The organism is uncultured Polaribacter sp. (assembly GCF_947501385.1).
GTDB lineage: Bacteria > Bacteroidota > Bacteroidia > Flavobacteriales > Flavobacteriaceae > Polaribacter.
In genome coordinates, this window is sequence record NZ_CANMVP010000006.1 from 54,691 (window position 1) to 76,689 (window position 21,999).

The 21,999-nt window shown below is 31.6% G+C and carries 25 protein-coding genes and 2 tRNA genes; 9 read left to right on the forward strand and 18 right to left on the reverse strand.

Going from position 1 to position 21,999, the window contains the following annotated elements; all coding sequences use genetic code 11:
- Positions 1-5: 5 nt before the first annotated feature.
- Entirely contained in the window at positions 6-1,373 is a 1,368-nt protein-coding gene (locus Q0998_RS05455; RefSeq protein ID WP_299667306.1) for an NAD-dependent succinate-semialdehyde dehydrogenase, read from the forward strand.
- A gap of 86 nt (positions 1,374-1,459) precedes the next feature.
- On the opposite strand, the gene Q0998_RS05460 is transcribed toward Q0998_RS05455, so the two are convergent.
- The 5 genes from Q0998_RS05460 to raiA all read right to left on the reverse strand — a co-directional run bounded on the left by Q0998_RS05460 (position 1,460) and on the right by raiA (position 4,893).
- Positions 1,460-1,651: a cold shock domain-containing protein gene (locus Q0998_RS05460; RefSeq protein ID WP_046490224.1), complete on the reverse strand. Its 192-nt coding sequence runs from the start codon at positions 1,649-1,651 to the stop codon at positions 1,460-1,462.
- 181 nt (positions 1,652-1,832) lie between these two features.
- Positions 1,833-2,714, reverse strand: a complete 882-nt coding sequence (locus Q0998_RS05465; protein WP_299667312.1) for a YihY/virulence factor BrkB family protein — start codon at positions 2,712-2,714, stop codon at positions 1,833-1,835.
- 139 nt (positions 2,715-2,853) lie between these two features.
- On the reverse strand, positions 2,854-3,363 hold the full coding sequence (locus Q0998_RS05470; protein ID WP_299667315.1) for a redoxin domain-containing protein: 510 nt from the start codon (positions 3,361-3,363) through the stop codon (positions 2,854-2,856).
- Between the two features lie 24 nt (positions 3,364-3,387).
- Positions 3,388-4,509 carry an alkene reductase gene (locus Q0998_RS05475; protein WP_299667318.1) on the reverse strand — a complete coding sequence of 374 codons (1,122 nt, stop codon included), beginning with the start codon at positions 4,507-4,509 and terminating at the stop codon, positions 3,388-3,390.
- An 81-nt stretch (positions 4,510-4,590) separates the two neighbouring features.
- Positions 4,591-4,893 carry a ribosome-associated translation inhibitor RaiA gene (gene raiA, locus Q0998_RS05480; protein ID WP_299667321.1) on the reverse strand — a complete coding sequence of 101 codons (303 nt, stop codon included), beginning with the start codon at positions 4,891-4,893 and terminating at the stop codon, positions 4,591-4,593.
- A 192-nt stretch (positions 4,894-5,085) separates the two neighbouring features.
- Between raiA and Q0998_RS05485 the strand changes: the two genes are divergently transcribed.
- From Q0998_RS05485 to Q0998_RS05495, 3 genes are all read left to right on the forward strand, one after another.
- Positions 5,086-5,664: a Maf-like protein gene (locus Q0998_RS05485; RefSeq protein ID WP_299667324.1), complete on the forward strand. Its 579-nt coding sequence runs from the start codon at positions 5,086-5,088 to the stop codon at positions 5,662-5,664.
- Positions 5,665-5,791: 127 nt separating this feature from the next.
- A complete protein-coding gene (locus Q0998_RS05490; protein WP_299667326.1) occupies positions 5,792-6,745 on the forward strand; it encodes a transketolase family protein in 954 nt (317 codons plus the stop codon).
- Between the two features lie 47 nt (positions 6,746-6,792).
- Positions 6,793-7,386, forward strand: coding sequence for a porin family protein (locus Q0998_RS05495; RefSeq protein WP_299667328.1), 594 nt, complete (start codon positions 6,793-6,795; stop codon positions 7,384-7,386).
- A gap of 74 nt (positions 7,387-7,460) precedes the next feature.
- On the opposite strand, the gene Q0998_RS05500 is transcribed toward Q0998_RS05495, so the two are convergent.
- Positions 7,461-8,279, reverse strand: a complete 819-nt coding sequence (locus Q0998_RS05500) for a peptidylprolyl isomerase (protein ID WP_299667330.1) — start codon at positions 8,277-8,279, stop codon at positions 7,461-7,463.
- Between the two features lie 79 nt (positions 8,280-8,358).
- Here Q0998_RS05500 and Q0998_RS05505 point away from each other — a divergent pair, with 79 nt between their 5' ends.
- Both Q0998_RS05505 and Q0998_RS05510 read left to right on the forward strand, forming a co-directional pair.
- The gene (locus tag Q0998_RS05505) at positions 8,359-8,739 is read left to right on the forward strand and encodes a S4 domain-containing protein (RefSeq protein WP_299667331.1); all 381 of its coding nucleotides are present in this window, start codon (positions 8,359-8,361) and stop codon (positions 8,737-8,739) included.
- Positions 8,736-9,239: a phosphoribosyltransferase domain-containing protein gene (locus Q0998_RS05510; protein WP_299667333.1), complete on the forward strand. Its 504-nt coding sequence runs from the start codon at positions 8,736-8,738 to the stop codon at positions 9,237-9,239. Before Q0998_RS05505 ends, Q0998_RS05510 begins: the two co-directional genes overlap by 4 nt.
- On the opposite strand, the gene Q0998_RS05515 is transcribed toward Q0998_RS05510, so the two are convergent.
- A complete protein-coding gene (locus tag Q0998_RS05515) occupies positions 9,231-9,746 on the reverse strand; it encodes a shikimate kinase (protein ID WP_299667335.1) in 516 nt (171 codons plus the stop codon). The two genes, Q0998_RS05510 and Q0998_RS05515, sit on opposite strands and share 9 nt — an antisense overlap.
- Before the next feature lie 96 nt (positions 9,747-9,842).
- Here Q0998_RS05515 and Q0998_RS05520 point away from each other — a divergent pair.
- The 3 genes from Q0998_RS05520 (at position 9,843) to Q0998_RS05530 (ending at position 10,919) form a co-directional block, all read left to right on the forward strand.
- Positions 9,843-9,915: transfer RNA gene (locus Q0998_RS05520), tRNA-Lys, on the forward strand.
- Positions 9,916-9,962: 47 nt separating this feature from the next.
- Positions 9,963-10,046: transfer RNA gene (locus tag Q0998_RS05525), tRNA-Leu, on the forward strand.
- Between the two features lie 69 nt (positions 10,047-10,115).
- Positions 10,116-10,919, forward strand: coding sequence for a carboxypeptidase-like regulatory domain-containing protein (locus Q0998_RS05530; RefSeq protein ID WP_299667337.1), 804 nt, complete (start codon positions 10,116-10,118; stop codon positions 10,917-10,919).
- A 69-nt stretch (positions 10,920-10,988) separates the two neighbouring features.
- Here Q0998_RS05530 and Q0998_RS05535 read toward each other — a convergent pair whose 3' ends face one another.
- The 11 genes from Q0998_RS05535 to lpxD all read right to left on the reverse strand — a co-directional run bounded on the left by Q0998_RS05535 (position 10,989) and on the right by lpxD (position 21,972).
- A complete protein-coding gene (locus Q0998_RS05535) occupies positions 10,989-11,111 on the reverse strand; it encodes a hypothetical protein (RefSeq protein WP_299667339.1) in 123 nt (40 codons plus the stop codon).
- Positions 11,112-11,271: 160 nt separating this feature from the next.
- Positions 11,272-12,102, reverse strand: coding sequence for a prohibitin family protein (locus Q0998_RS05540; RefSeq protein ID WP_299667342.1), 831 nt, complete (start codon positions 12,100-12,102; stop codon positions 11,272-11,274).
- A 41-nt stretch (positions 12,103-12,143) separates the two neighbouring features.
- Complete coding sequence (locus Q0998_RS05545) at positions 12,144-13,034, reverse strand: cation diffusion facilitator family transporter (RefSeq protein ID WP_299667344.1); 891 nt, start codon at positions 13,032-13,034, stop codon at positions 12,144-12,146.
- A gap of 71 nt (positions 13,035-13,105) precedes the next feature.
- Positions 13,106-15,133, reverse strand: a complete 2,028-nt coding sequence (locus tag Q0998_RS05550) for a VWA domain-containing protein (protein WP_299667346.1) — start codon at positions 15,131-15,133, stop codon at positions 13,106-13,108.
- Between the two features lie 45 nt (positions 15,134-15,178).
- Positions 15,179-15,925, reverse strand: coding sequence for a 3-oxoacyl-[acyl-carrier-protein] reductase (fabG, locus tag Q0998_RS05555; protein WP_299667348.1), 747 nt, complete (start codon positions 15,923-15,925; stop codon positions 15,179-15,181).
- 122 nt (positions 15,926-16,047) lie between these two features.
- Entirely contained in the window at positions 16,048-16,923 is an 876-nt protein-coding gene (sucD, locus tag Q0998_RS05560; RefSeq protein ID WP_299667351.1) for a succinate--CoA ligase subunit alpha, read from the reverse strand.
- 159 nt (positions 16,924-17,082) lie between these two features.
- The gene (locus tag Q0998_RS05565; protein ID WP_299667354.1) at positions 17,083-18,012 is read right to left on the reverse strand and encodes a UDP-3-O-(3-hydroxymyristoyl)glucosamine N-acyltransferase; all 930 of its coding nucleotides are present in this window, start codon (positions 18,010-18,012) and stop codon (positions 17,083-17,085) included.
- A 91-nt stretch (positions 18,013-18,103) separates the two neighbouring features.
- Complete coding sequence (gene efp / locus Q0998_RS05570; RefSeq protein ID WP_299667357.1) at positions 18,104-18,670, reverse strand: elongation factor P; 567 nt, start codon at positions 18,668-18,670, stop codon at positions 18,104-18,106.
- 86 nt (positions 18,671-18,756) lie between these two features.
- Positions 18,757-19,542, reverse strand: coding sequence for an acyl-ACP--UDP-N-acetylglucosamine O-acyltransferase (gene lpxA, locus Q0998_RS05575; RefSeq protein WP_299667360.1), 786 nt, complete (start codon positions 19,540-19,542; stop codon positions 18,757-18,759).
- Positions 19,543-19,546: 4 nt separating this feature from the next.
- On the reverse strand, positions 19,547-20,938 hold the full coding sequence (locus Q0998_RS05580; RefSeq protein WP_299667363.1) for a bifunctional UDP-3-O-[3-hydroxymyristoyl] N-acetylglucosamine deacetylase/3-hydroxyacyl-ACP dehydratase: 1,392 nt from the start codon (positions 20,936-20,938) through the stop codon (positions 19,547-19,549).
- Positions 20,938-21,972, reverse strand: a complete 1,035-nt coding sequence (lpxD, locus tag Q0998_RS05585; RefSeq protein ID WP_299667366.1) for a UDP-3-O-(3-hydroxymyristoyl)glucosamine N-acyltransferase — start codon at positions 21,970-21,972, stop codon at positions 20,938-20,940. The genes Q0998_RS05580 and lpxD overlap by 1 nt, the downstream gene beginning before the upstream one ends.
- Positions 21,973-21,999 lie beyond the last annotated feature (27 nt).

The following is a 21,999-nucleotide window of genomic DNA, read 5'->3' on the forward strand; positions in this document are numbered from 1 at the left end:
AAATTATGAATAAAGCAATTACCATAAATCCTGCTACAGAAGAAGAAGTTGCTAGCTATACTAGAATTTCTTCCAAAGAAGCAAAAGAAAAAGTTGCGAATGCAAATAAAGCCTACAAATCTTGGAAAAAAACGAGTTTTGAAGAGCGTTCTAAGCTCATGAACAAGCTTGCTACGATTTTTGAAGAAAATAAAGAAGCCTACGCACAATTAGCCACCCAAGAAATGGGTAAAATTATTGAGCAATCTCGTTCAGAAATAGAAAAATGTGCTAAAATTTGTAAGTATTATGCAGATAACATCCAAGAATTATTAGCGGATGAAGTTATAATAACAGAAGCTAAAAAAAGTTATGTTACTTTTCAACCTTTAGGAGTTACCTTGGCTGTAATGCCTTGGAATTTTCCTTTTTACCAAGTAATTCGTTTTGCTGCTCCTGCGGTAATGACGGGTAATACAGGAGTATTAAAACATGCTTCTAATGTACAGGGTTGTGCTTTTGCCTTAGAAGATGCATTTACCAAAGCTGGGTTTCCTGAAGGGGTTTTTACAAATCTAAATGTAGCATCTGACGAGATTAAAGCTATTATTGAAGATAAAAATATTATCGCAGTTACTTTAACAGGTAGCGAACCCGCAGGACGTTCTGTTGCAAAAATTGCAGGTGAAAATTTAAAGAAAACGGTTTTAGAGTTAGGAGGAAGTGATGCCTATATCATTTTAGAAGATGCAGATTTAGAAAAAGCAACTGATTTATCCACCTATGGACGTATGCAAAATAACGGACAAACTTGTATTGCTGCAAAGCGTTTTATAGTTTTAGAAGAAATTTATGATGATTTTCTAAAACTATTCACACAGAAAATGAAAGATGCTAAAATGGGAGTGCCTACAGATGAAGACGTTTATTATGGGCCAATGGCGCGCGTAGATTTGCGTGATGAACTGCATGAGCAAGTAGAAAAAACAGTTAAAGAAGGCGGAAAATTAGTTTTAGGAGGTGAAATTCCTAAAAGAAAAGGCGCCTATTATCCTGCAACCATAATAGCTGATCTAAAACCTGGTATGACTGGCTTTGACGAAGAACTTTTTGGACCAGTAGCTTCTGTAATCAAAGCAAAAGATGAAAATGAAGCCATTGAGTTGGCCAATAACTCTAGTTTTGGTTTGGGTTCTGGAGTATTTACTAAAAATATCAAAAGGGGTGAAAAAGTTGCATTACAATTAGAAGCTGGTAATAGTTTTGTAAATAAATTAGTAGTTTCCGACCCGAGAATGCCTTTTGGAGGAATTAAAAACAGTGGTTATGGTAGAGAACTTTCTACATACGGAATTCGAGAATTTGTAAACACAAAATCCATTTGGATTCACTAGTTCCAAAATAAATACTCTCAAAATTATAAACATAAAAAAAGTCCATCAAATAATTGATGGACTTTTTAAAAACTTGAAATATATGATTAGATAACTTTTACGTTAACTGCATTTAGTCCTTTGTTTCCTTCTTGTAAATCAAATTCAACGTTGTCGCCTTCATTAATTTCATCGATCAAACCTGAAATGTGTACAAAATGATCTTTTTCAACTCCTTCTTCAGTGATAAATCCAAATCCTTTAGATTCATTGAAAAATTTTACGGTTCCTTTACTCATGGTATTGTTATTAAATTTATACTACTTATTAAAGTACAAAGATGCTTATATTTTTCTGACATTCAATACTTTTATCTCTTTTTCTGCTAATGAGCATCCGACATTTTATAACAATTGCTTTTTTTTATCAGGGAATCATCAATGATAACTCTATAAAATAAAAGAGTGATTTTACAAGTGTTTAATCAGCGTCTGATAGCTGTTCTTCTATTAAATAAGTATCTGCATATACTTTGGTAAAATGCGCGCCAAAAAATAAAATGAGACTAGAGTATGATACCCACAGCATTATTAGTATTACTGAACCTGCTGCACCATAAGTAGATCCAGGATCCATTTCGTTAAAATACCAAGCTAATAAGTATTTACCAATTACAAATAAGACGGCAGTTAACGCCGCGCCTACTTTTACGGCTCTCCAACGAACAGTTTTACTAGGCAAATATTTAAACATTGCTGAAAACAAGAAATAGATAAAAAGTACAGACATTAAAAAATCTACGATATATACATATTCAAATAAATTGTCTGGAACTAATTTCTCTATTCGCTTACTAAATGTACTAATTAAGGCAGTTAATACAAAACTAATTAGTAGTAAGAAACCAATGATTAATATGAAACCAAAACTTTTTAGTCGACTAAAAATCATCTGTAGAAAACCATTTTTCTTTAGATCAGTTTTTACTTTCCATATTTTATCAAAAGCAGCTTGCAATTGATAAAAGACTCCTGTAGCACCATATAATAAGGTACTTACACCAATAATAGTTGTGAATATTGAGACAGATTCATCTCCTCTATCTAGCATCATTACTCGAATAGATTCTGCGGTTTGCACACCTACCGCTTTTGTAATTTCATCTAATAATTCTCCCTGTACAATTTCTCTTCCCCAAATATTTCCAACAAGATTTAAGATGATAACCATTAATGCAGGCAATGATAAAATTGCATAATAGGCAACAATAGCACTCAGCTCAAAAGGTTCACTTGCCAACCAATTGTTAGCAGTTTTTTGAAGTAATTTAGGAATATCTTTAAAGAATGTTTTAATATGCAAAGTTATAGTTTCTTAAGTATGGAATCTTTTTCTATCAATCAAAAATAATGTATTTGAATACAGTTACAAACTTCAAAAATGATTATTTAAAAAAAAACTTCCAATTTCATACGTTTGAAATTGGAAGTAAAATACTACTCTATGCTTCTCCCCTTGCAGGATAGCCTTCTTTTAGTATATAATCTATTCCGTTTAGAACATCTTTAAAGTTAGGTCTTCCAAAGGGCATCGATTGAATTGATTCCCAATACACTTTATGTTCTTTATCTATTAAAAACAATCCAGGTTCCGTAAATTCTTTTGGTTCTTTATCACTAATTCCTTCAGAAATAAATAAGCCCCATTTTCGTGCTTCTTCAATAGGAAACTCATAACCAATAGGAATACTTTCAATATCCCATTCATTATAGGTTTCTTTTGCTAATTCTTCTGTATTAGCACTGATAGCAATTAAATTTACACCTCTTTCGGTAAAATCATCTACTCTTTTTTGCAATTGTTCTAATTGCTTTTTGCAAACCGGACAATGTTTTCCTCTATAAAATATAATTAGTGTAAAGTTTTCAGGATTTTGATCTTGCAAACTCCATTGTGTATCATTTACTAAGTTTATCTTTAGATTTGGGACTTTTTCTCTAGGTTTTATCATCTTTTTCTTATTTTTTAAAAATTCTTATGCTGTAATTTCACTTAAATCTACTGTTGCTGTAGGATAATCTGTATATCCTTTATGTCCTGTACTATAAAAAGTATCTTCATTCCAATCAGCTAGTTCTTTATTTTGTTCGAAACGTTCTACTAAATCTGGATTTGAAACAAATAATTTACCAAACGCAACCATATCTGCATAGCCGTCTTCAATAATTTTGTTTCCAGATTCTTCATCAAAACCAGCATTAATAATTAATGTTCCATGATATAAAGGCCTAAAATGTTCTGCAATTTTTTCCACGGCATACGATATACTTGACACATCTGTAAAAGGCTCAGAAAGGTGAATGTAAGCTAAGTTATAATCATTCAACTTCTTTATGATGTATTCGAAAGTAGGAATGGTTTCTTCATCCATTTCCATTCCGAAAGTACCATGTAAAGAAGGATTGAAACGTGCTCCTATTTTTTTTTGAGGTATTACCTCTTTAATTGCATCTAGAACTTCAAAAAAGAAACGGGCTCTGTTTTCGATACTTCCACCGTATTCATCTGTTCTTTCATTGGATGTTTTATTAAAAAATTGATGGAATAAATATCCGTTAGAAGAGTGTATTTCCACTCCATCAAAACCAGCTTCTATAGCATTTAAAGCCGCACTTTTAAAATCTTCAACAGTTTGTTTAATATCCTCTTTAGTCATTTCCCTTGGGGTAACTGTTTCTTTTTCACCCTCTGGCGTATATACTTTCTGATTTGCATTGAGCGCAGAAGGTGCTAAAGGTAATTTTCCATCATGAAAATCTGGATGCGAGATTCTACCAACATGCCATAGTTGTATAAAAATTTTCCCGCCTTCTTTGTGCACTCTTTCTGTTACTTTTTTCCAACCTTCTACTTGTTCTTTACTGTAAATTCCGGGGGTGTTGATATAACCAACGGCTTCTTTAGAAACTTGTGAGCCTTCTGTAATGATTAAACCAGCAGAGGCTCTTTGCTCATAATACAAACCATGTAAGTCGTCAGTAGGTACATTTCCTTCGTTATTAGCACGACTTCGCGTCATTGGTGCCATCACAACTCTATTCTTTAGTGGTAAATCTGTGATATTATTAAAATGTTGTAACAAATATTCTTTGATCATCTTCTTTTCTATTTTACTTTAAAAATTATTTTAGTTTATTATTGAAGTACAAATCAACAATTGACTTCCAAATTATAAGTCTTAATAGCTTGTCATTTTACCTTTCTTCTTTGTTAATTGTCTATCTAAATCTTTCACAGACTCATGAATAGAACTTACAAAATTATCATGACTCGCTTCTGCAAATAATCTTGGTCCTGGAACGCTCAAACGGATGTTACAGATCATTCCTGTTTGAGTGGAAGAAGTATTTTCTGTTTTAAAAAATACATCTGCTCTAACAATCATTTGAAACTTTGTATACAAATTTTCTAACTTTTCTTTTGCTAATGCTTCTAATCTATCACTAGCTTCTACATCATGGTACTCAAAATTAATATTCATACTATTTTATATTTTTATTTATTAATTAAATTTTCTGATGTAAAATTAGGCATACGCTTCCCCTTCCATTTGCCTATTTGGTTCTATTTTGAACTCATTTGAAATTCCGTATCAATTTTAACATACTTTTTGTTTTTATAATTAAATTTGTTTGCGCTTACAATGATTAATTCTTACAGAACACTTAACATCATGCTTCAACAAAAAATGAAAGATTACCATATAATTCTAGCTTCTGGTTCTCCAAGAAGACAACAATTTTTTAAAGACTTGAATCTTGATTTTACAATTCAACTAAAAGAAATCGAAGAAATTTACCCTAAAGAATTAAAAGGAACAGAAATTACCGATTACTTAGCAGACTTAAAGTCGAAATCCTTTACCAATTTAAAAGAAAAAGACATACTAATAACTTCAGATACGATTGTTTGGTTAGAAGGAAAAGCATTAGGCAAACCAAAAAATACAGATGAAGCTTTTAAAATGTTAAGAGATTTGTCAGGAAAAAAACACGAAGTCATCACTTCAATAGCGATTAGAAGCAATTCTTTTCAAAAAATAATACAGGATATAACAACAGTTACTTTTAAAGAACTTTCTGATGAAGAAATTAACTATTACATCACCAATTACAAACCTTTTGACAAAGCTGGTGGTTACGGTATACAAGAATGGATTGGTTTTATAGGGATTACAACTATAGAAGGTAGTTATTTTAATGTAGTAGGTTTGCCTGTTCATAAGCTTTATGAAGTATTGATGAATCTATAAACGAATACAATTCAGCATACTTTCTCACATTATGTTAAAAAGTCTTCTTTGTATTTTTTCTTTTCTTTTCTTCAAAGAGAAATAAAAGTTTATTTTTACGAAAATTTTACAACACAACAACTTTATAATGAAAAAATACACGTACACAGAAAAAAAAGACACACGTTCTGGTTTTGGTGATGGTCTAACTGAATTAGGGAGAACAAATCCAAACGTAGTTGCTTTATGTGCAGATTTAATTGGTTCTTTAAAAATGGATCAATTTATTAAAGAAAATCCAGAAAGATTTTTCCAAATAGGTATTGCAGAAGCAAACATGATTGGTATTGCCGCAGGTCTAACAATTGGGGGCAAAATTCCTTTTACAGGAACATTTGCAAATTTTTCTACAGGAAGAGTGTACGATCAAATTCGTCAATCTGTTGCTTATTCTGGCAAAAATGTAAAAATTTGTGCTTCTCATGCTGGAGTTACTTTAGGTGAAGACGGTGCAACACATCAAATATTAGAAGATATTGGTTTGATGAAAATGTTACCAGGAATGACAGTTATAAATCCTTGTGATTATAATCAAACAAAAGCTGCCACGATTGCAATTGCAGATTTTGACGGCCCTGTATATTTACGCTTTGGAAGACCTAAAGTGCCTGTATTTATGCCCGAAGATGCAAAGTTTGAAATTGGCAAAGGAATTCAGTTAACCGAAGGTACAGATGTAACCATTGTTGCAACGGGACATTTAGTGTGGGAATCTTTACAAGCTGCTGAAAAATTAGAAGCTGAAGGTATTTCTGTGGAAGTAATTAACATTCACACGATAAAACCTTTAGACGAAGACATTATTTTAAAATCTGTTGCCAAAACAGGTTGTATTGTTTCTGCCGAAGAGCATAATAAATTCGGAGGATTAGGAGAAAGTGTTGCGAGAACATTGGCATTAAACCATACTACTCCGCAAGAATTTGTAGCTACGAATGATACTTTTGGTGAATCTGGTACACCAGAACAACTAATGAAGAAATATGGTTTAGATGTAGATGCCGTTATAAAAGCAGTAAAAAAAGTAATTTCTAGAAAATAAAAACGTTTTAATAAAAACCCTCAAAAATAATTTTAAAATTTAGAAACATGAAAAAAATAATTTTAATGATGAGTTTGGCTTTTGCATTAAGTCAAACATCAAACGCTCAAATTGATTTTGGTCTTAAAGCTGGTGTAAACTATAATAATAACGGAGATGCAACTTTTTCTTCTACAGGAAGTGATGTTATTGAAGGCGCAAAATCTAGATCTGGTTTTCACGCAGGTTTATGGTTTCGTGGAAAAATTCCAGTAATTGGATTGTATATACGACCTGAAATAGTGTATACGCAAGTAAATAGTGAATATACTGATAACAATGACGAAGTTGTAGATTATGAATTTAATAAAATTGACGTCCCTGTTTTATTTGGTAAAAAGTTCTTAGGAGTTGCAAATGCTTTTATTGGGCCTTCTTTTCAATATATTTTGGACGATAATTTTGAGTTTTCAAATTTATCTACTGATGATTTTGATAAATTTTCTGTCGGACTTCAAATGGGCGTTGGTGTAGAATTTGGTAAAGTTGGTATAGATGTTCGTTGGGAAAGAGGTTTGTCTGACACAGAAGCTAAATTTGCTGATGTAACTGTAGATAATAGAACAAATCAAATTATTTTTGGACTGTCTTTACAGCTATAAGATTTTAGATTTAACACAAACTAAAAAGGCTCTTGATTTCTCAAGAGCCTTTTTTTTATATAAAAGTATTACATTTAATTAATATTCGGGTTTCGATAATCTGGAAATGTAGGGTTGCTTGGATCACTAAAATCGTTTTCTAAATCACCGTCACCATTCGCGTCTTCTAAATAAGAGGGTACACCATCGTTATCATGGTCTGTATCTTTTACAAAATCTAGTAGCTCTATATAAAACATTAGATTTTGATTGACTAAAGGAGAATTTTGATTATTTAGAACAATAGACGTATATGCCAAACCTGATGGAATAAACAAAATACCTTTACCGCCATTTAAATAGGTTATAGGCCCGTTAAAAGGATCTCCATTTGATTCCTTTTTTAAATAGCCACCTTTAAAATTCATAAACCCATAAGACCATCCTCTAACAGCTAATGTATTATAGGTAAACCACGCTCCGCTTGTATTTCTATCAAATTCTGAACTTAATTCATTTGTAGACAAAATAGCCTGACCAGAATATTTAGCAAAAATAGAATCAGAAATAGAAGGTTCACCTTTATCAACGTCAGGAGAAGGATCTCCTTTTGATATACTATAAACGTAAAGTTTATAATCTATATCATTTCTTTTTGCATCCATAATTTTAAGGTTTGGCTCGTCATCGTAAATAGGTGTTTTTCCAGAAATTAATGGTTTTACCGAGTCTAAATCTTTATCGTAGTAATGGTTTTTCAGAAAATTCACCAACGTATCATCATCAGAAATAGCTAAAGCTTCGTGATCTATATCTACAAATGGGTTTACAAAAGCTCTGCTATCATCATCACAAGAATAAATTACTATTATTCCCAAAAGTAGTAGCAAAAAAATATTTTTTATTTTATTCATTTAATCTTAAAATTTAAGCTTGCAATTTACCATTTTTATACCTTTGTAAAAAGACAAACATTATATTTTAACTTTTTTTATGAGGATTGATAAATATTTATGGTGCATTCGCGTTTTTAAAACGAGAAGTATCGCCACAACAGCTTGTAAAAAAGGCCAAGTAAAAATAGCAGGAAGTAATTTAAAACCCTCTAAAGAGATTTTTGGTGGTGAAATACTATTGGTAAGAAAGAATCAAATTAAGTATCAATTTAAAGTGTTAGGGATACCAGAAAGTAGAGTTGGTGCTAAATTGGTAGATCAATTTAGAAAAGATGTCACACCAAAAGATGAGTTTGAAAAAACAGCACTTTTAAAATTTGCAAAAGATTACTATCGGAAAAAAGGCATTGGAAGGCCTACGAAGAAAGACAGAAGAGATTTAGACAATTATCAAGAAGATACAACCGAAGATTTATGATCACAACAAACAACATTATTTTAGACAACACGCAGATTCATCAGAAAATTAAACGAATTGCGTACCAAATCTACGAAAGCAATAGTTCTGAAAAAGAGGTAATTATTGCTGGTATTATTGGGAATGGATATACATTTGCAAAAAAAATAGCGAGTGCTTTAGAAGAAATTTCTACTTTAAATGTATTGCTTTGTGAAGTAATGATCGATAAGAAAAAGCCTTTGCTACCTATTACAACATCTATATCTGTTGAAAATTATAAAAACAAACCTTTAGTTTTGGTTGATGACGTTCTAAATTCTGGTACTACTTTAATTTATGGAATAAAGCATTTTTTAGAGGTACCCTTAAAACGATTTAAAACGGCTGTTCTTGTTAATAGAAATCATAAAAAATATCCTGTAAAAGCAGATTTTAAAGGCATTTCTCTATCCACGTCTATTAAAGAACACGTACAAGTAGAGTTTCATAAAAAAGAAGCAATTGCTTATTTAGTGTAATGCAATTCTCAATTCTGTAACAATACTATCTACAGATTTATGTTCAGTATTTAAAACTATTTTGGCTTGTTCATAAAAGAATCTTCTTTCAAAAAGATGTTTGGCCACAAATTCTGTTATTTGCTCATCTTCTAAAGCTGCAACCAATGGTCTTTTACTTTTTTCTTTAATTAATCTTGTCACCAAAGTAGTAATACTTGCTTTTACATAAATAGAGGTTGCTTCAGAGTTATGCATCAGTTCCATATTATTTGCATAGCAAGGTGTTCCTCCACCCAAAGAAAGTATAAAATTATCTTTAGAATTTAGAATTTCTTTTAAATATTTATTTTCAATGCGTCTAAAATAAATTTCTCCTTTGGTTTTAAAAATTTCTGGAATACTACACTTTTCATGCTTAGAAATGTAGTCATCTAAGTCTATAAAATTCATATTCAGCTTTTTAGAAAGTGCGTTACCAATAGTAGATTTACCTGATGCCATATACCCTAAAAGAATAATTTTCATTTTATTTGAATTTCAACAAATATCTATAAAATAATTTAAAAATTATACCAATAATTTGAATGATTGATAGTATATTTGCAACCGATTTAAGAAAAGGACCTGGTAGCTCAGTTGGTAGAGCATCTCCCTTTTAAGGAGAGGGTCCTGGGTTCGAGCCCCAGCCCGGTCACTAAAATGGTTAAGCGAACGCTTAACCATTTTTCTTTAAAATTTTTTGCGCACGTGGCGAAATTGGTAGACGCGCAGCCTTGAGGGGGCTGTGTTCGTAAGAACGTGGAAGTTCGAATCTTCTCGTGCGCACTTTTTTATTTTTTATTTCTTTCACAAATAATTAACCAAATTATAATGTAATATCTGTAATATTGCAGTATGCAAAGATTGATATTTATTTTGTGCTTATTAGCTACTTTAGGCACGTTTTCTCAAACCGATTCATTAGCGATTACAGTTCTTAAAGGACAGGTAATACATGCTGAAAACAATAAAGTTTTAAGTGCAGCACATATACTAAATTTAAATACCGTAAAAGGAACCATTACAAATGATAAAGGTTTTTTTGAACTGCCAACAAGAGTTAATGATACTATTTTAGTATCTTATTTAGGTTATGAATCCATCAAATTAAAAGTTACAAACGATTTATTGAAAGGAAATGAATTAGAAATAGCTTTGTATGAAAAACCAGAAGAAGTAAGAGAAATAGTTATAAAATCTACAAAACTAATAGGAGTTTTAGAAGTGGATGTAAAACAAGTACCAAAAGATCGGTTTACAAGAATTCATATCAATGGATTACCTCAAACCTACGAAGTTGGCAAGCCTAGAAGCAAAAACTTCTCCTCACCTATTGCAGCCTTATTTCAACCCGTAGATTTCTTGTACAATCTCTTCGGAAAAAAACCGAAACAACTTCAAAAGTTGCAAACACTAAAGAAAGAAGACAACTTACGTAAAATGCTTGCTGGTAAATTTGATAGAGAAGTTATGATGGAGTATTTAGAGATGGATAGACAAGAGCTTTCTGAATTGTTAACCGATTGCAACTACTCTGCTTATTTTATTAAAAAAGCGTCAGATTTACAAATGATTGAAGCAGTTTTAGACTGTTATGAAAACTACAAGGCTTTAAAAAACGGTAAAATAGAGCGCAATAAAATTCCTGTAAAAAATTAATAATATTGAAAAAGGCCAGAAACTTGGTTCCTGACCTTCATCAACTATTAAAAACTAACTAATTAATAACTAAAATACGGTTGTAATGTATTTATAGTTATACTTTCTCCTGGAGTTCCAAGTCATTCTTTTAGACATTACAATGGCTATTTTTTTAGTCTCTTTGTTGGTGGTTTCGGTTGATATTATCATCTGTGTATTTCTATTTTATTTACATCTATATGACGACTGCATCTTTAATTAGTTACAGTATATTTTTTGTTTAACATAATTTTAGCAAATACGTTTAAAAAGTTTGAAACAAAAAAAATCCAGCAAATGCTGGATTTTTATATTTCAATGTATTGTGTTCTTATTGATTTCCTAAAATAATCGGTAGGCCATTTTTTCCTGAACCAATTACAATTACTTTACTATTAGGTGACTTAGACAATTCTAAGGTTGCATCTATTCCTTTCTCCTGTAAAATTTTGTCAGTTAAAGAAGCACTTAAAATCTTATTCGCAATTGCTTTTCCTTCCGCATCAATTTTTTGTCTTTCAGCTTCTTTTTTTGCTTTAGAAATTCGAAACTCGTATTCTAGAGACTCTTGCTCTTGTTTTAATTTTGTTTCAATCGCAATTCTAATAGTACTTGGTAACTTAACATCTTCTACTAAAACACGTGTTACAGATAAATATTGATCTTTTAAAACATTTTGAACTTCTTCTAGAATTTCTTGTTCAATAACATCTCTTTTACTAGAATACAATTGTTCTGGTGTGTAACGTCCTACCACACTTCTTGCCGCAGCATTAATGGCTGGATCTAACAATTCTCGCTCATAATCTTGCCCTTTCGTCTTAATTAATTTTCCTAAGTTAGCAAACTCTGGCTCATACCAAATGGTTCCGTTTACTTTAACTTCTAATCCATTCACTGAAAGTACATTCATTTCATCTGAAATAGATTGCTGACGTACTTTTCTTACAATCATTCTATTCCAAGGTGCAACAATATGAAAACCTTCTCCGTATGTTTTTTCAGTATCAATACCATCTCCTAAAGACTCAAAAATAACACCTCCTTCACCAGGACCGATTGTTATGGTAGATTTTGAGATTAATATAATTGCTATAACTGCTATTATTATGAAAAAAACGCCACTTTTTGGGAATTTTATATCCATTTGATTATTTGCCATTTGTAAATTATTTTAAATTCATTCAAATTTACGACTTAACTTTAGGAAACGCAATCTATATACTCACAATCTTCATGAGAAAGTTCTAATTCTAATGTTATGTGTTCTAAACCAAAATCATCGTGCAAAATATTTCTAATTTCTTTTTTTAATGATGTATCTTCTTTTGGATTCAGTAGCTCTTCAACAATTAAATGTGCTGTGAACACATTATATTCACCGTCCATAGACCATAAATGACAATCATGAATACCTTTTACACCTTTATGTTGAAGGATTTTTGTTTGAATTTCCTCTACAGAAAGCTCCATTGGTGCGCCTTGTAAAATAATTCGAATACTTTCTTTTCCGTTTTTAAAAACATTGTACAAAATAAAGAGCCCAATTAAAATTGATAAAATAGGGTCTAAAACAGGAAGGTCCCAAAATTGCATCACAATGCTAGCAATTAGTACTGCAACCCAACCTAAAACATCTTCTAATAAATGCAAAGAAACCACACGTTCATTAATAGAAGTTCCGCTTTTTAATTTTAAAACAGCTGCTCCGTTTACAATAATACCTAAAAGCGCAAACCACATCATGCCTTTTGCATCTGAAGCTTGTGGGCTCATAATTCTAGGAATCGCTTCAGAAATGATAAAAATTGATCCTATTAATAGAATTACTGAATTTATAATGGCTCCTAATAGCGAAAATCGTTTAAAACCATAAGAATATGTTTGTGTTGCTTTTTTCTTTGATATTTTTTGAAAATACCAAGCCATTCCCAAACTGATACTGTCTCCTAAATCATGAATTGCATCAGAAGTAATTGCCAAGCTATTGGTATAAAAACCTCCAACAAATTCAACCATGGTAAAAAATAAATTCAGAAAGAAAGCGGTTCCTATATTTTTTGATGAAGTATCATGATGATGGCTGTGTCCCATATTTTTTAAAGAAGACGATTAATTTAATAAAAGGATGCAAAATAAACATAAAAAAATTGATTGATTATATGCTAAATTTTTCCATAGTATTTTCTAATGAACCATTCTGTTGTAAATAAACCAATTACAAAAAATAAAATCCATTTCCAATCTATTAAATTCTGTTCTTTAACAATTGGTTTCTGTGTGGTATAATAAGATGTATTATTTATTAAATCTTGCATTAAACTTTCAGTCTGATTCTTATGATATAGCTTCCCTCCTGTTTTTAAAGCTAATTTTTTTAATTTGTTCACATTTGCGTGTGTAAATTGCTCTTCAATTTCATAATCCGTTATTTTAAAACTACCATATTTGGTAATATTCTGTCCTAAGACCGCGACTTTAAAGTCATATTCACCTGAGATAAGGTTTTCTATTGCTATTTGATAAGAATTGTTTATTAATGAGAAAGGAAGCTTTGTAATTTCTTTTGTTTCTTTATTAGTTACCGTAATTTCTAAGGATGCTCTCGCATCAAACTGATAATTTTTATCTGTATAAAAAGCAGAAATGCGAATTATTGAATTTGCAGGATATAAGTTGTCTGCATTTACCTCTAAACGATTCCTTTTTTTAGTGGAAGAAAGATATTGCACTAAATTTCCTAAAAATTGATCAAAATCTTGGAATGAATTACTATTTAGATAACTGGCAGCTCTCCATTTCCAAATTCCTTCACCAAAAATTACCGCAGTTTTCTGATTGTTTTGTTCTAAAACAGATAAGAGCGGTTGTTGTGTCTGAACTCCGTTTATACTTTGAAATAATAAATCTTGATGATCTTTCGAAAAAGTAACTTCTCCGAATTGATCCAATAAAGGTGAAAATTCATTAAAACCAATATCTTTTTGTAGAAAAGTTAAAAAAGAAGGGTTATAAATAGCACCATAATTCTCTGTCTGATTTAGGGCTTTTTTAGAGAAACCCAATTGCTGTTTATTCAGAAAATTCCAATCTGAGTTGGCTCCAGAAACCAATAGAAAATTAGCATTTTCTTGTTTAATTTTACTAAAAATAGCATTGAACTGATTGTTTGGCTGATATAATATAACCAATTGATAATCATTGAATTCATTTTTAAATTTATCAATCATAAAAACTTCTACAGAACGCTGTTTGTTGCTTTCAATCGCTTTTTTAAAAAGACCAATATCAGGATGTAAAACAGACGTAAGAATTGCTATTTTTGTCTGTTCATCAATTACTTCTACAGAGAAATTTTTGGTGTTATTTCTCGTGTTTTTTTCGTTCTTTATTTTTTGAAGGGCTGCTGTATAATAATTAATTCCTTCTTTTGCTGACGTTAGATTTGTTGTAATTATTTTAGAATTTTCGTCTTTTGAAAATTGTACGCTTTTAGAGAAAACAGTGCTTCCTCGACTAAAAATTGAAAATTTTGTTTGAACAGATTCGTTTCCATCATAATTTAAAATAACCTCTACTGGAAACTTGTTCTTAATATAACTGTATTTATTTACGTTTACCTGACTAATTTTTAAATCTTGGTATTTGGTTGTATCTCCAAAAACAATAGGATACACCGTTTGTTTCGAATTTATAAACTCATAATCGTTACCAATAGTCTGGTTACCATCTGTAAGTAGTATTATTGGCGCGTTTTTATTTTTATTTAATTTGTCAACTTCAGAAAGTGCTTTGTAAATATTGGTTTCGTTACCTGAGAAGGATACGCTATCTGAAATTCTTAAATCACTATTAAAAAAGCAAAATTCTAAATTAAATTTATCTCGTAAAGTGCCATTCTCTTTAAGTTTATTTACAAAACCTTCAATATTATTTTCTTCTTTAAAAAATGAAATAGATTTAGAATCGTCTACCAAGACAGATAAAGTTGGTTTGCTATTTTCTAATTTTGTTGTTTTTATTTTCGGGTTTATAAATAAAAGAAGTACTAAAAATAGAGCGAGGGCTTTTAAACTAAATAGTAAACTATTTATTTTCGCCTTACTTTTCGCTTTATAAAAATATTGAAAAAATGCTACTGAAAGACTCAATAACAAAGCGATGATAATATATAAAATGGTTGTTGTTTGCAATGTGTTTTTTTAAACAAGGGACTTAAGTCCCTTGCTATGATAAAATTATGTTAACATTCCTCCATCAACAGAAAGTGTTTGTCCTGTGATATAAGAACTCATGTCTGAAGCTAAAAAGACACAGGCATTTGCAATGTCTTGAGGAGAACCTCCTCTTTTTAACGGAATTCCATCTCGCCAAGATTGAACGGTAGCTTCATCTAATTTTTCCGTCATTTCTGTTTCTATAAAACCAGGGGCAATTACGTTACTTCTTACGTTTCTAGAGCCTAGCTCTAAAGCAACAGACTTAGAAAACCCTACAATACCAGCTTTTGAGGCCGCATAGTTTGCCTGACCGGCATTTCCTTTTAAACCAACAATAGAACTCATATTAATTATAGAACCACTTCTTTGCTTCATCATGGGTCTAATTACTGCTTTTGTTAAATTAAAAACCGATTTTAGATTTACTTCTATGACTTGATCAAAATCGTCTTCAGAAATACGAAGTAATAAATTGTCTTTTGTAATTCCTGCATTGTTGACTAAAATATCAATAGCACCAAATTCTTTATGAACCTCTTTTGCTAATTCTTGCGCTGCATCAAAATTTGCTGCATTCGATTGATATCCCTTTGCTGAGACTCCATATGTTTTTAATTCTTCTTCTAAAGCATTTGCTGCAACTACAGAAGAGCTATACGTAAAAGCAACATTAGCGCCTTGTTTTGCGAACTCTACTGCAATACCACGCCCAATACCTCTGGTTGCTCCTGTAATGATTGCTGATTTATTTTCTAATAATTTCATAATCTATGATTTAGTTGTTTTGTTAAATGCAAACTCCCGCTTTAAGGCGGGAATTTACTATTTTATTTTTGAATAGTTCTCTTTTTCCAAAGCTTCGGAACACATCGAACTCACAAATACATTTATTTATTTAAAACACTTGCGACCATTTCTCCAATTTTTGCTGGTGAACTCACAACGTGAACGCCGTTTTCAGCTAAAATCTTCATTTTTGCTTGTGCCGTATCATCTGCGCCACCTACAATTGCTCCTGCATGTCCCATAGTTCTTCCAGCAGGTGCAGTTTGACCAGCGATAAAACCAACCACTGGCTTTCTATTTCCATCGGCTTTAATCCATTGTGCAGCTTCCGCTTCTAAATTTCCACCAATTTCGCCAATCATAACTATTGCTTCTGTTTCATTGTCATTCATTAACAATTCCACCGCTTCTTTTGTAGTGGTTCCAATAATAGGATCTCCTCCAATACCAATTGCAGTAGTAATTCCAAAACCTTGTTTTACAACTTGATCTGCCGCTTCATACGTTAATGTTCCTGATTTAGAAACAATACCAACTTTTCCTTTTTTGAAGATAAAACCTGGCATAATACCAACCTTAGCTTCGTCTGGAGTAATGACTCCTGGACAATTAGGACCTACTAACCTACACTCTTTATTATCGATGTATGCTTTTACCTTTACCATATCTGCGGTAGGAATTCCTTCAGTAATACAAATAATTACTTTGATTCCTGCATCTGCAGCTTCCATAATTGCATCTGCAGCAAAAGCAGGTGGTACAAAAATAATTGAAGTATCAGCTCCTACTTTATCAACAGATTCTTTTACGGTATTAAAAACAGGTTTCCCTAAATGTTCTTGACCTCCTTTACCTGGTGTTACACCTCCTACAACATTGGTTCCGTAATCAATCATTTGACCAGCGTGAAAAGTACCTTCACTACCCGTAAAGCCTTGTACAATAATTTTTGAATTTTTATTTACTAAAACACTCATTGGTTTGTTTTTAATCCCATTGTCTTTACAGACATTTCCCAAAGGGAAAATAAAATGGAGTTTGATTTAATTTATATTGCAAAAATAGCTTATTGATTGTTTTTAAAAAAGGAAATCTAACTTTTCTTAGTCGCTAATTTCTTTATAAACAGTTAAAATTTAACTATTCTTTTTTTGGTCTTTTAAAAAACGTTTTATTTCGGCCATTTCCTTTAATTTTTCTCTTGATTCTGCAATTGGTGTTCCAAAATAAGACTTTCCTCCAGCCACCGATTTTGTAACACCTGTTTGGCCTAAAATTACAGCACCTTTACCGATTGTAATTCCGCTGTTTGTACCAACCTGCCCCCAAATGGTTACTTCATCTTCGATAATTACACAACCAGCAATTCCTGTTTGTGAAGCTATTAAACACTTTTCACCAATAACAGTGTCATGACCAACATGTACTTGATTGTCTATTTTTGTTCCCTTACCAATAGTTGTATCTCCTGTAACACCTTTATCAATCGTACAAGAAGCACCCAAGTCTACGTTGTCTTCTAATACAACTCTTCCTCCAGATAGTAATTTATCAAAACCTTCTGGTCTGTTTTTATAATAAAAAGCATCTGCTCCTAAAACGGTATTCGCATGAATGGTCACGTTGTTTCCAATTATTGAATGGTCATAAATAGCAACATTCGGGTGAATTACACAGTTTTTTCCAATAGTAACATGATTGCCAATAAAAACATTGGGTTGAATGATGGTTCCCTCTCCAATAATTGCAGTGTCTGCAATACTTACTTTAGAGGCTATAAAAGGACTAAAATGTGTTGTAATTTTATTAAAATCACGAAAAGGATCATCTGAGATTAATAGTGCTTTTCCTTCAGGACAAGCTACTTTTTTATTGATTAAAATAGTAGTTGCCTCAGAATTTAAGGCTTTATCATAATATTTGGGATGGTCTACAAAAACAATATCTCCACTTTCTACAACATGAATTTCATTGATTCCAAGAATTTCAAAATCAGCATCACCGATAAATTCTGCATCTATTAATGAAGCTATTTGATATAATGTTTGAATGTTTCTAAATTTCATTGCTATCTTAGTCTACAGTCAGCAGTTTGCAGTATTCAGTCGGCGGTTTTAAGGAACTGCAAACTGAATACTGCCGACTGCAAACTAAAATCTATTCTTTTACTCTTTCTTGATACGTACCTTTTGTAGTTTCAACTTTAATTTTATCACCTTCATTGATAAATAAGGGGACATTTACCGTTGCACCGCTTTCTACAATTGCAGGTTTTGTTGCATTGGTGGCTGTGTTTCCTTTAATACCAGGTTCTGTGTGTGTTACTTCTAGAATGACACTTGCAGGCAAATCAACGGATAATGGCATGTCATCTTCTGCATTGATAATAATGGTTACAATTTCACCTTCTTTCATTAAATCTGGAGAATCTAAAGCTGTTTTCTGCAATTGAATTTGAGAATAATCTTTTTCATTCATAAAATGATATGTCTCCCCTTCATTGTATAAATACTGAAATTTATGGGTTTCTACACGTATATCTTCTATTTTTCTTCCTGCAGGAAATGTATTGTCTATTACTTTTCCATTGGTAACACTTTTTAATTTTGTTCTTACAAATGCAGGCCCTTTACCTGGTTTTACATGTAAAAATTCAACTACTTTATAAATGTCGTTGTTGTACTTGATACACAATCCGTTTCTTATATCTGATGTTGTAGCCATTTGTAATGCTTTTATTTTATGATAATAATTTTTATGAAATTATTAATTAGGTGTAATATTTTAATGTATTCTTTTAAGCTAACAATTTAATTTGAGTTAAAATATCCTTTCATGATTCCTCTATGAGAATCTTTGATAAATTGAATAATTTCGTCTCTTTCTGGTGTTGCTTCCATTTCAGCTTCTATTATCTCAATTGCTTGAGTGTAATTGTAATTTCTTTGGAATAAAATTCTATATATATTCTGAATTTCTCTAATTTTCTCTGTAGTATACCCGCGTCTTCTTAAACCTACAGAGTTAATACCCACATAAGATAAGGGTTCACGTGCAGCTTTTACATAAGGTGGAACGTCTTTTCTAACCAAAGAACCTCCAGTTACAAACGCATGTTTGCCTACAGAAGCAAATTGATGTACGGCAACCATGCCCGCTAAAACAACATTGTCTCCAATAGTAACATGACCTGCCAAAGTTGAATTGTTTGAAAAGATACAATTATCTCCAACAAAAGAATCGTGCGCAATATGACAATACGCCATAATTAAACAATTGTCACCAATTTTGGTTTTCATTCTATCTGATGTACCTCTATTAATGGTAACACATTCACGAATGGTAACATTATCGCCAATTTCTACAGTAGTTTCTTCATCATCAAACTTTAAGTCTTGTGGAATACCTGAAATAACGGCTCCAGGAAAAATTTTGCAATCTTTTCCAATTCTTGCACCTTCCATGATGGTCACATTAGATCCTATCCAAGTTCCAGAACCGATGGTTACGTTATTATGAATGGTTGTAAAGGGTTCTATAACTACATTTCTTGCAATTTTTGCTTGCGGATGAACGTATGCTAACGGTTGATTCATAAATCTATTTTTTTCTTGCAATTTGCGCCATTAATTCAGCTTCTGCAACTAACTTTCCATTTGCATAAGCGTATGCTTGCATGTGACAAATTCCTCTTCTAATAGGTGTAATTAATTCTGCTTTAAAAATTAAAGTATCTCCAGGTAACACTTTTTGTTTAAACTTTACATTATCCATCTTCATAAAATATGTTAAGTAATTTTCTGGGTCTGGCACTGTACTTAAAACTAAAATACCTCCACACTGCGCCATTGCTTCTACTTGTAAAACACCTGGCATCACAGGAGCTCCTGGAAAATGACCAACAAAGAAATTTTCATTCATTGTTACATTTTTCATTCCAACTACATGTTTATCAGATAATTCTATAATTCTATCAACCAATAAAAACGGTGGTCTATGAGGAAGAATATCCATAATTTGATGGATATCTAGCAAAGGTGGTAAATTTAGATCATACTGCGGTACATTGTTCCTCTTTTCTAACTTAATAATTTTAGCCAATTTCTTGGCAAACTGCGTATTTACTAAATGTCCTGGTTTATTTGCTATAATTTTACCTTTGATTCTTGTGCCTGCCAAAGCCAAATCTCCTATAACATCTAATAATTTATGACGCGCAGCTTCATTAGCCCAATGCAAAGTCAGATTATCTAAAATTCCATTAGATTTTACCGTAATGTTTTCTTTATTAAAGGCTTTCTTTAATTTTTGCATGGTACTATCAGACAATTCTTTGTCTACATATACAATGGCGTTATTTAAATCTCCACCTTTAATCAAGTCATTTTCTAATAGCATTTCTATTTCATGTAAGAAACTAAACGTTCTAGCATCTGCTATTTCTTCTTTAAAATCTGACATGCGTTCTAAAGTAGCATTTTGAGTCCCTAAAATTTTGGTTCCAAAATCTACCATCGTGGTTACTTGGTATTCCTCTGAAGGCATTAAAATAATTTCACTTCCAGATACATCATCTTTATAAGAAATGATTTCTTTTACCACATATTCTTCAATATCTGCATCTTGCTCTTGCAAACCCGCTTTTTCTAAAGCTTCTACAAAATATTTAGAAGAACCATCCATAATTGGAGGTTCTGAAGCATCTATTTCAATTAATAAATTATCGATATCTAAACCCACAGCAGCAGCCAACACATGCTCTGAAGTCTGAATTTGAACACCGTTTTTCTCTAAATTTGTACCTCTTTGTGTATTTACAACATATTCTGCTCTTGCTTCTATAGTTGGAGCACCTTCTAAGTCTACTCTACTAAATGCAAAACCGTGGTTTACAGGAGCAGGTTTTAAAGTCATTTTTACAGTATTCCCGGTATGTAAACCTACACCAGATAAACTGATCTCTCGTTGTATTGTTTTCTGTTTCTTACTCATTATATTTTGTTTTGAGTCTTCAATTCTTTTTCTAGTTGATTGATCTTTGTTACTAATTTTGGCAAATTCTTAAAATATACATACGATTTACTATAATCTGTATACTTTATCGCTGGAGTTCCTTGTACTTTAGCTTTATCTTTTAAGTTTTTTGTAATTCCAGATTGACCTTGTATTTGAATATTATTTCCAATTGTTAAATGCCCAGCAAAACCTACTTGACCACCAATTACGCAATTTTTTCCAATTTTAGTAGAACCAGCAATTCCTGTTTGCGCTGCAATAACTGTGTTTTTGCCAATTTCTACATTATGCGCAATTTGTATTTGATTGTCTAATTTAACTCCTTTTCTAATAATAGTAGCGCCTAGCGTAGCTCTGTCTATGGTACAAGCTGAACCTATATCTACATTGTCTTCTATAATTACATTCCCAATTTGAGGAATTGCCTTGTATTCTCCTTCATTATCTGGTACAAAACCAAAACCATCAGAACCAATAATAGCACCTGAATGTATTTTACAATTCTTACCTATGATGGTTTCAGAATAAATTTTTACTCCAGAAAACAGCGTTGTATTGTCACCAATTTCGGTATTGTCTCCAATATATGAATTCGGATAAATTTTTACATTCTTACCAATATGTACATTTTCTCCAATATAAGCAAAGGCACCAATATATTCGTTTTCACCTATTTTAGCTGATGCTGCAATAAAATGAGGCTGTTCTCTACCTACTTTGTTATTTTTTACTTCGTTATAAAATTCTAATAATTTAGAAAAAGATTTATAAGCATCGTCTACCTTTATCAAGGTAGTTCTTACTTTTTTTTCGAGTATAAAACTCTTATTAACAATTGCTATTGAGGCATTTGTAGAATACAAATATGAATTGTATTTAGGATTGGATAAAAAAGTTAAAGACCCTTTTTTTCCATCTTCAATCTTCGAAAGATTAGAGACTTCTTCTTCAGGATTACCAACTAGATCACCCTCTAAAATATCTGCTATTTGTTGTGCTTTAAATTTCATTAACCGCAAAAATATAAAAATTATACC

Excerpts from the sequence above, each read along its gene's own strand:
- Q0998_RS05455 (WP_299667306.1), top strand. The coding sequence starts at position 6 with ATGAATAAAGCAATTACCATAAATCCTGCTACAGAAGAAGAAGTTGCT.
- Q0998_RS05460 (WP_046490224.1), bottom strand. The coding sequence starts at position 1,651 with ATGAGTAAAGGAACCGTAAAATTTTTCAATGAATCTAAAGGATTTGGA.
- Q0998_RS05470 (WP_299667315.1), bottom strand. The coding sequence starts at position 3,363 with ATGATAAAACCTAGAGAAAAAGTCCCAAATCTAAAGATAAACTTAGTA.
- Q0998_RS05475 (WP_299667318.1), bottom strand. The coding sequence starts at position 4,509 with ATGATCAAAGAATATTTGTTACAACATTTTAATAATATCACAGATTTA.
- raiA (WP_299667321.1), bottom strand. The coding sequence starts at position 4,893 with ATGAATATTAATTTTGAGTACCATGATGTAGAAGCTAGTGATAGATTA.
- Q0998_RS05485 (WP_299667324.1), top strand. The coding sequence starts at position 5,086 with ATGCTTCAACAAAAAATGAAAGATTACCATATAATTCTAGCTTCTGGT.
- Q0998_RS05490 (WP_299667326.1), top strand. The coding sequence starts at position 5,792 with ATGAAAAAATACACGTACACAGAAAAAAAAGACACACGTTCTGGTTTT.
- Q0998_RS05495 (WP_299667328.1), top strand. The coding sequence starts at position 6,793 with ATGAAAAAAATAATTTTAATGATGAGTTTGGCTTTTGCATTAAGTCAA.
- Q0998_RS05500 (WP_299667330.1), bottom strand. The coding sequence starts at position 8,279 with ATGAATAAAATAAAAAATATTTTTTTGCTACTACTTTTGGGAATAATA.
- Q0998_RS05505 (WP_299667331.1), top strand. The coding sequence starts at position 8,359 with ATGAGGATTGATAAATATTTATGGTGCATTCGCGTTTTTAAAACGAGA.
- Q0998_RS05510 (WP_299667333.1), top strand. The coding sequence starts at position 8,736 with ATGATCACAACAAACAACATTATTTTAGACAACACGCAGATTCATCAG.
- Q0998_RS05515 (WP_299667335.1), bottom strand. The coding sequence starts at position 9,746 with ATGAAAATTATTCTTTTAGGGTATATGGCATCAGGTAAATCTACTATT.
- Q0998_RS05530 (WP_299667337.1), top strand. The coding sequence starts at position 10,116 with ATGCAAAGATTGATATTTATTTTGTGCTTATTAGCTACTTTAGGCACG.
- Q0998_RS05535 (WP_299667339.1), bottom strand. The coding sequence starts at position 11,111 with ATGATAATATCAACCGAAACCACCAACAAAGAGACTAAAAAAATAGCC.
- Q0998_RS05540 (WP_299667342.1), bottom strand. The coding sequence starts at position 12,102 with ATGGCAAATAATCAAATGGATATAAAATTCCCAAAAAGTGGCGTTTTT.
- Q0998_RS05545 (WP_299667344.1), bottom strand. The coding sequence starts at position 13,034 with ATGGGACACAGCCATCATCATGATACTTCATCAAAAAATATAGGAACC.
- fabG (WP_299667348.1), bottom strand. The coding sequence starts at position 15,925 with ATGAAATTATTAGAAAATAAATCAGCAATCATTACAGGAGCAACCAGA.
- sucD (WP_299667351.1), bottom strand. The coding sequence starts at position 16,923 with ATGAGTGTTTTAGTAAATAAAAATTCAAAAATTATTGTACAAGGCTTT.
- Q0998_RS05565 (WP_299667354.1), bottom strand. The coding sequence starts at position 18,012 with ATGAAATTTAGAAACATTCAAACATTATATCAAATAGCTTCATTAATA.
- efp (WP_299667357.1), bottom strand. The coding sequence starts at position 18,670 with ATGGCTACAACATCAGATATAAGAAACGGATTGTGTATCAAGTACAAC.
- lpxA (WP_299667360.1), bottom strand. The coding sequence starts at position 19,542 with ATGAATCAACCGTTAGCATACGTTCATCCGCAAGCAAAAATTGCAAGA.
- Q0998_RS05580 (WP_299667363.1), bottom strand. The coding sequence starts at position 20,938 with ATGAGTAAGAAACAGAAAACAATACAACGAGAGATCAGTTTATCTGGT.
- lpxD (WP_299667366.1), bottom strand. The coding sequence starts at position 21,972 with ATGAAATTTAAAGCACAACAAATAGCAGATATTTTAGAGGGTGATCTA.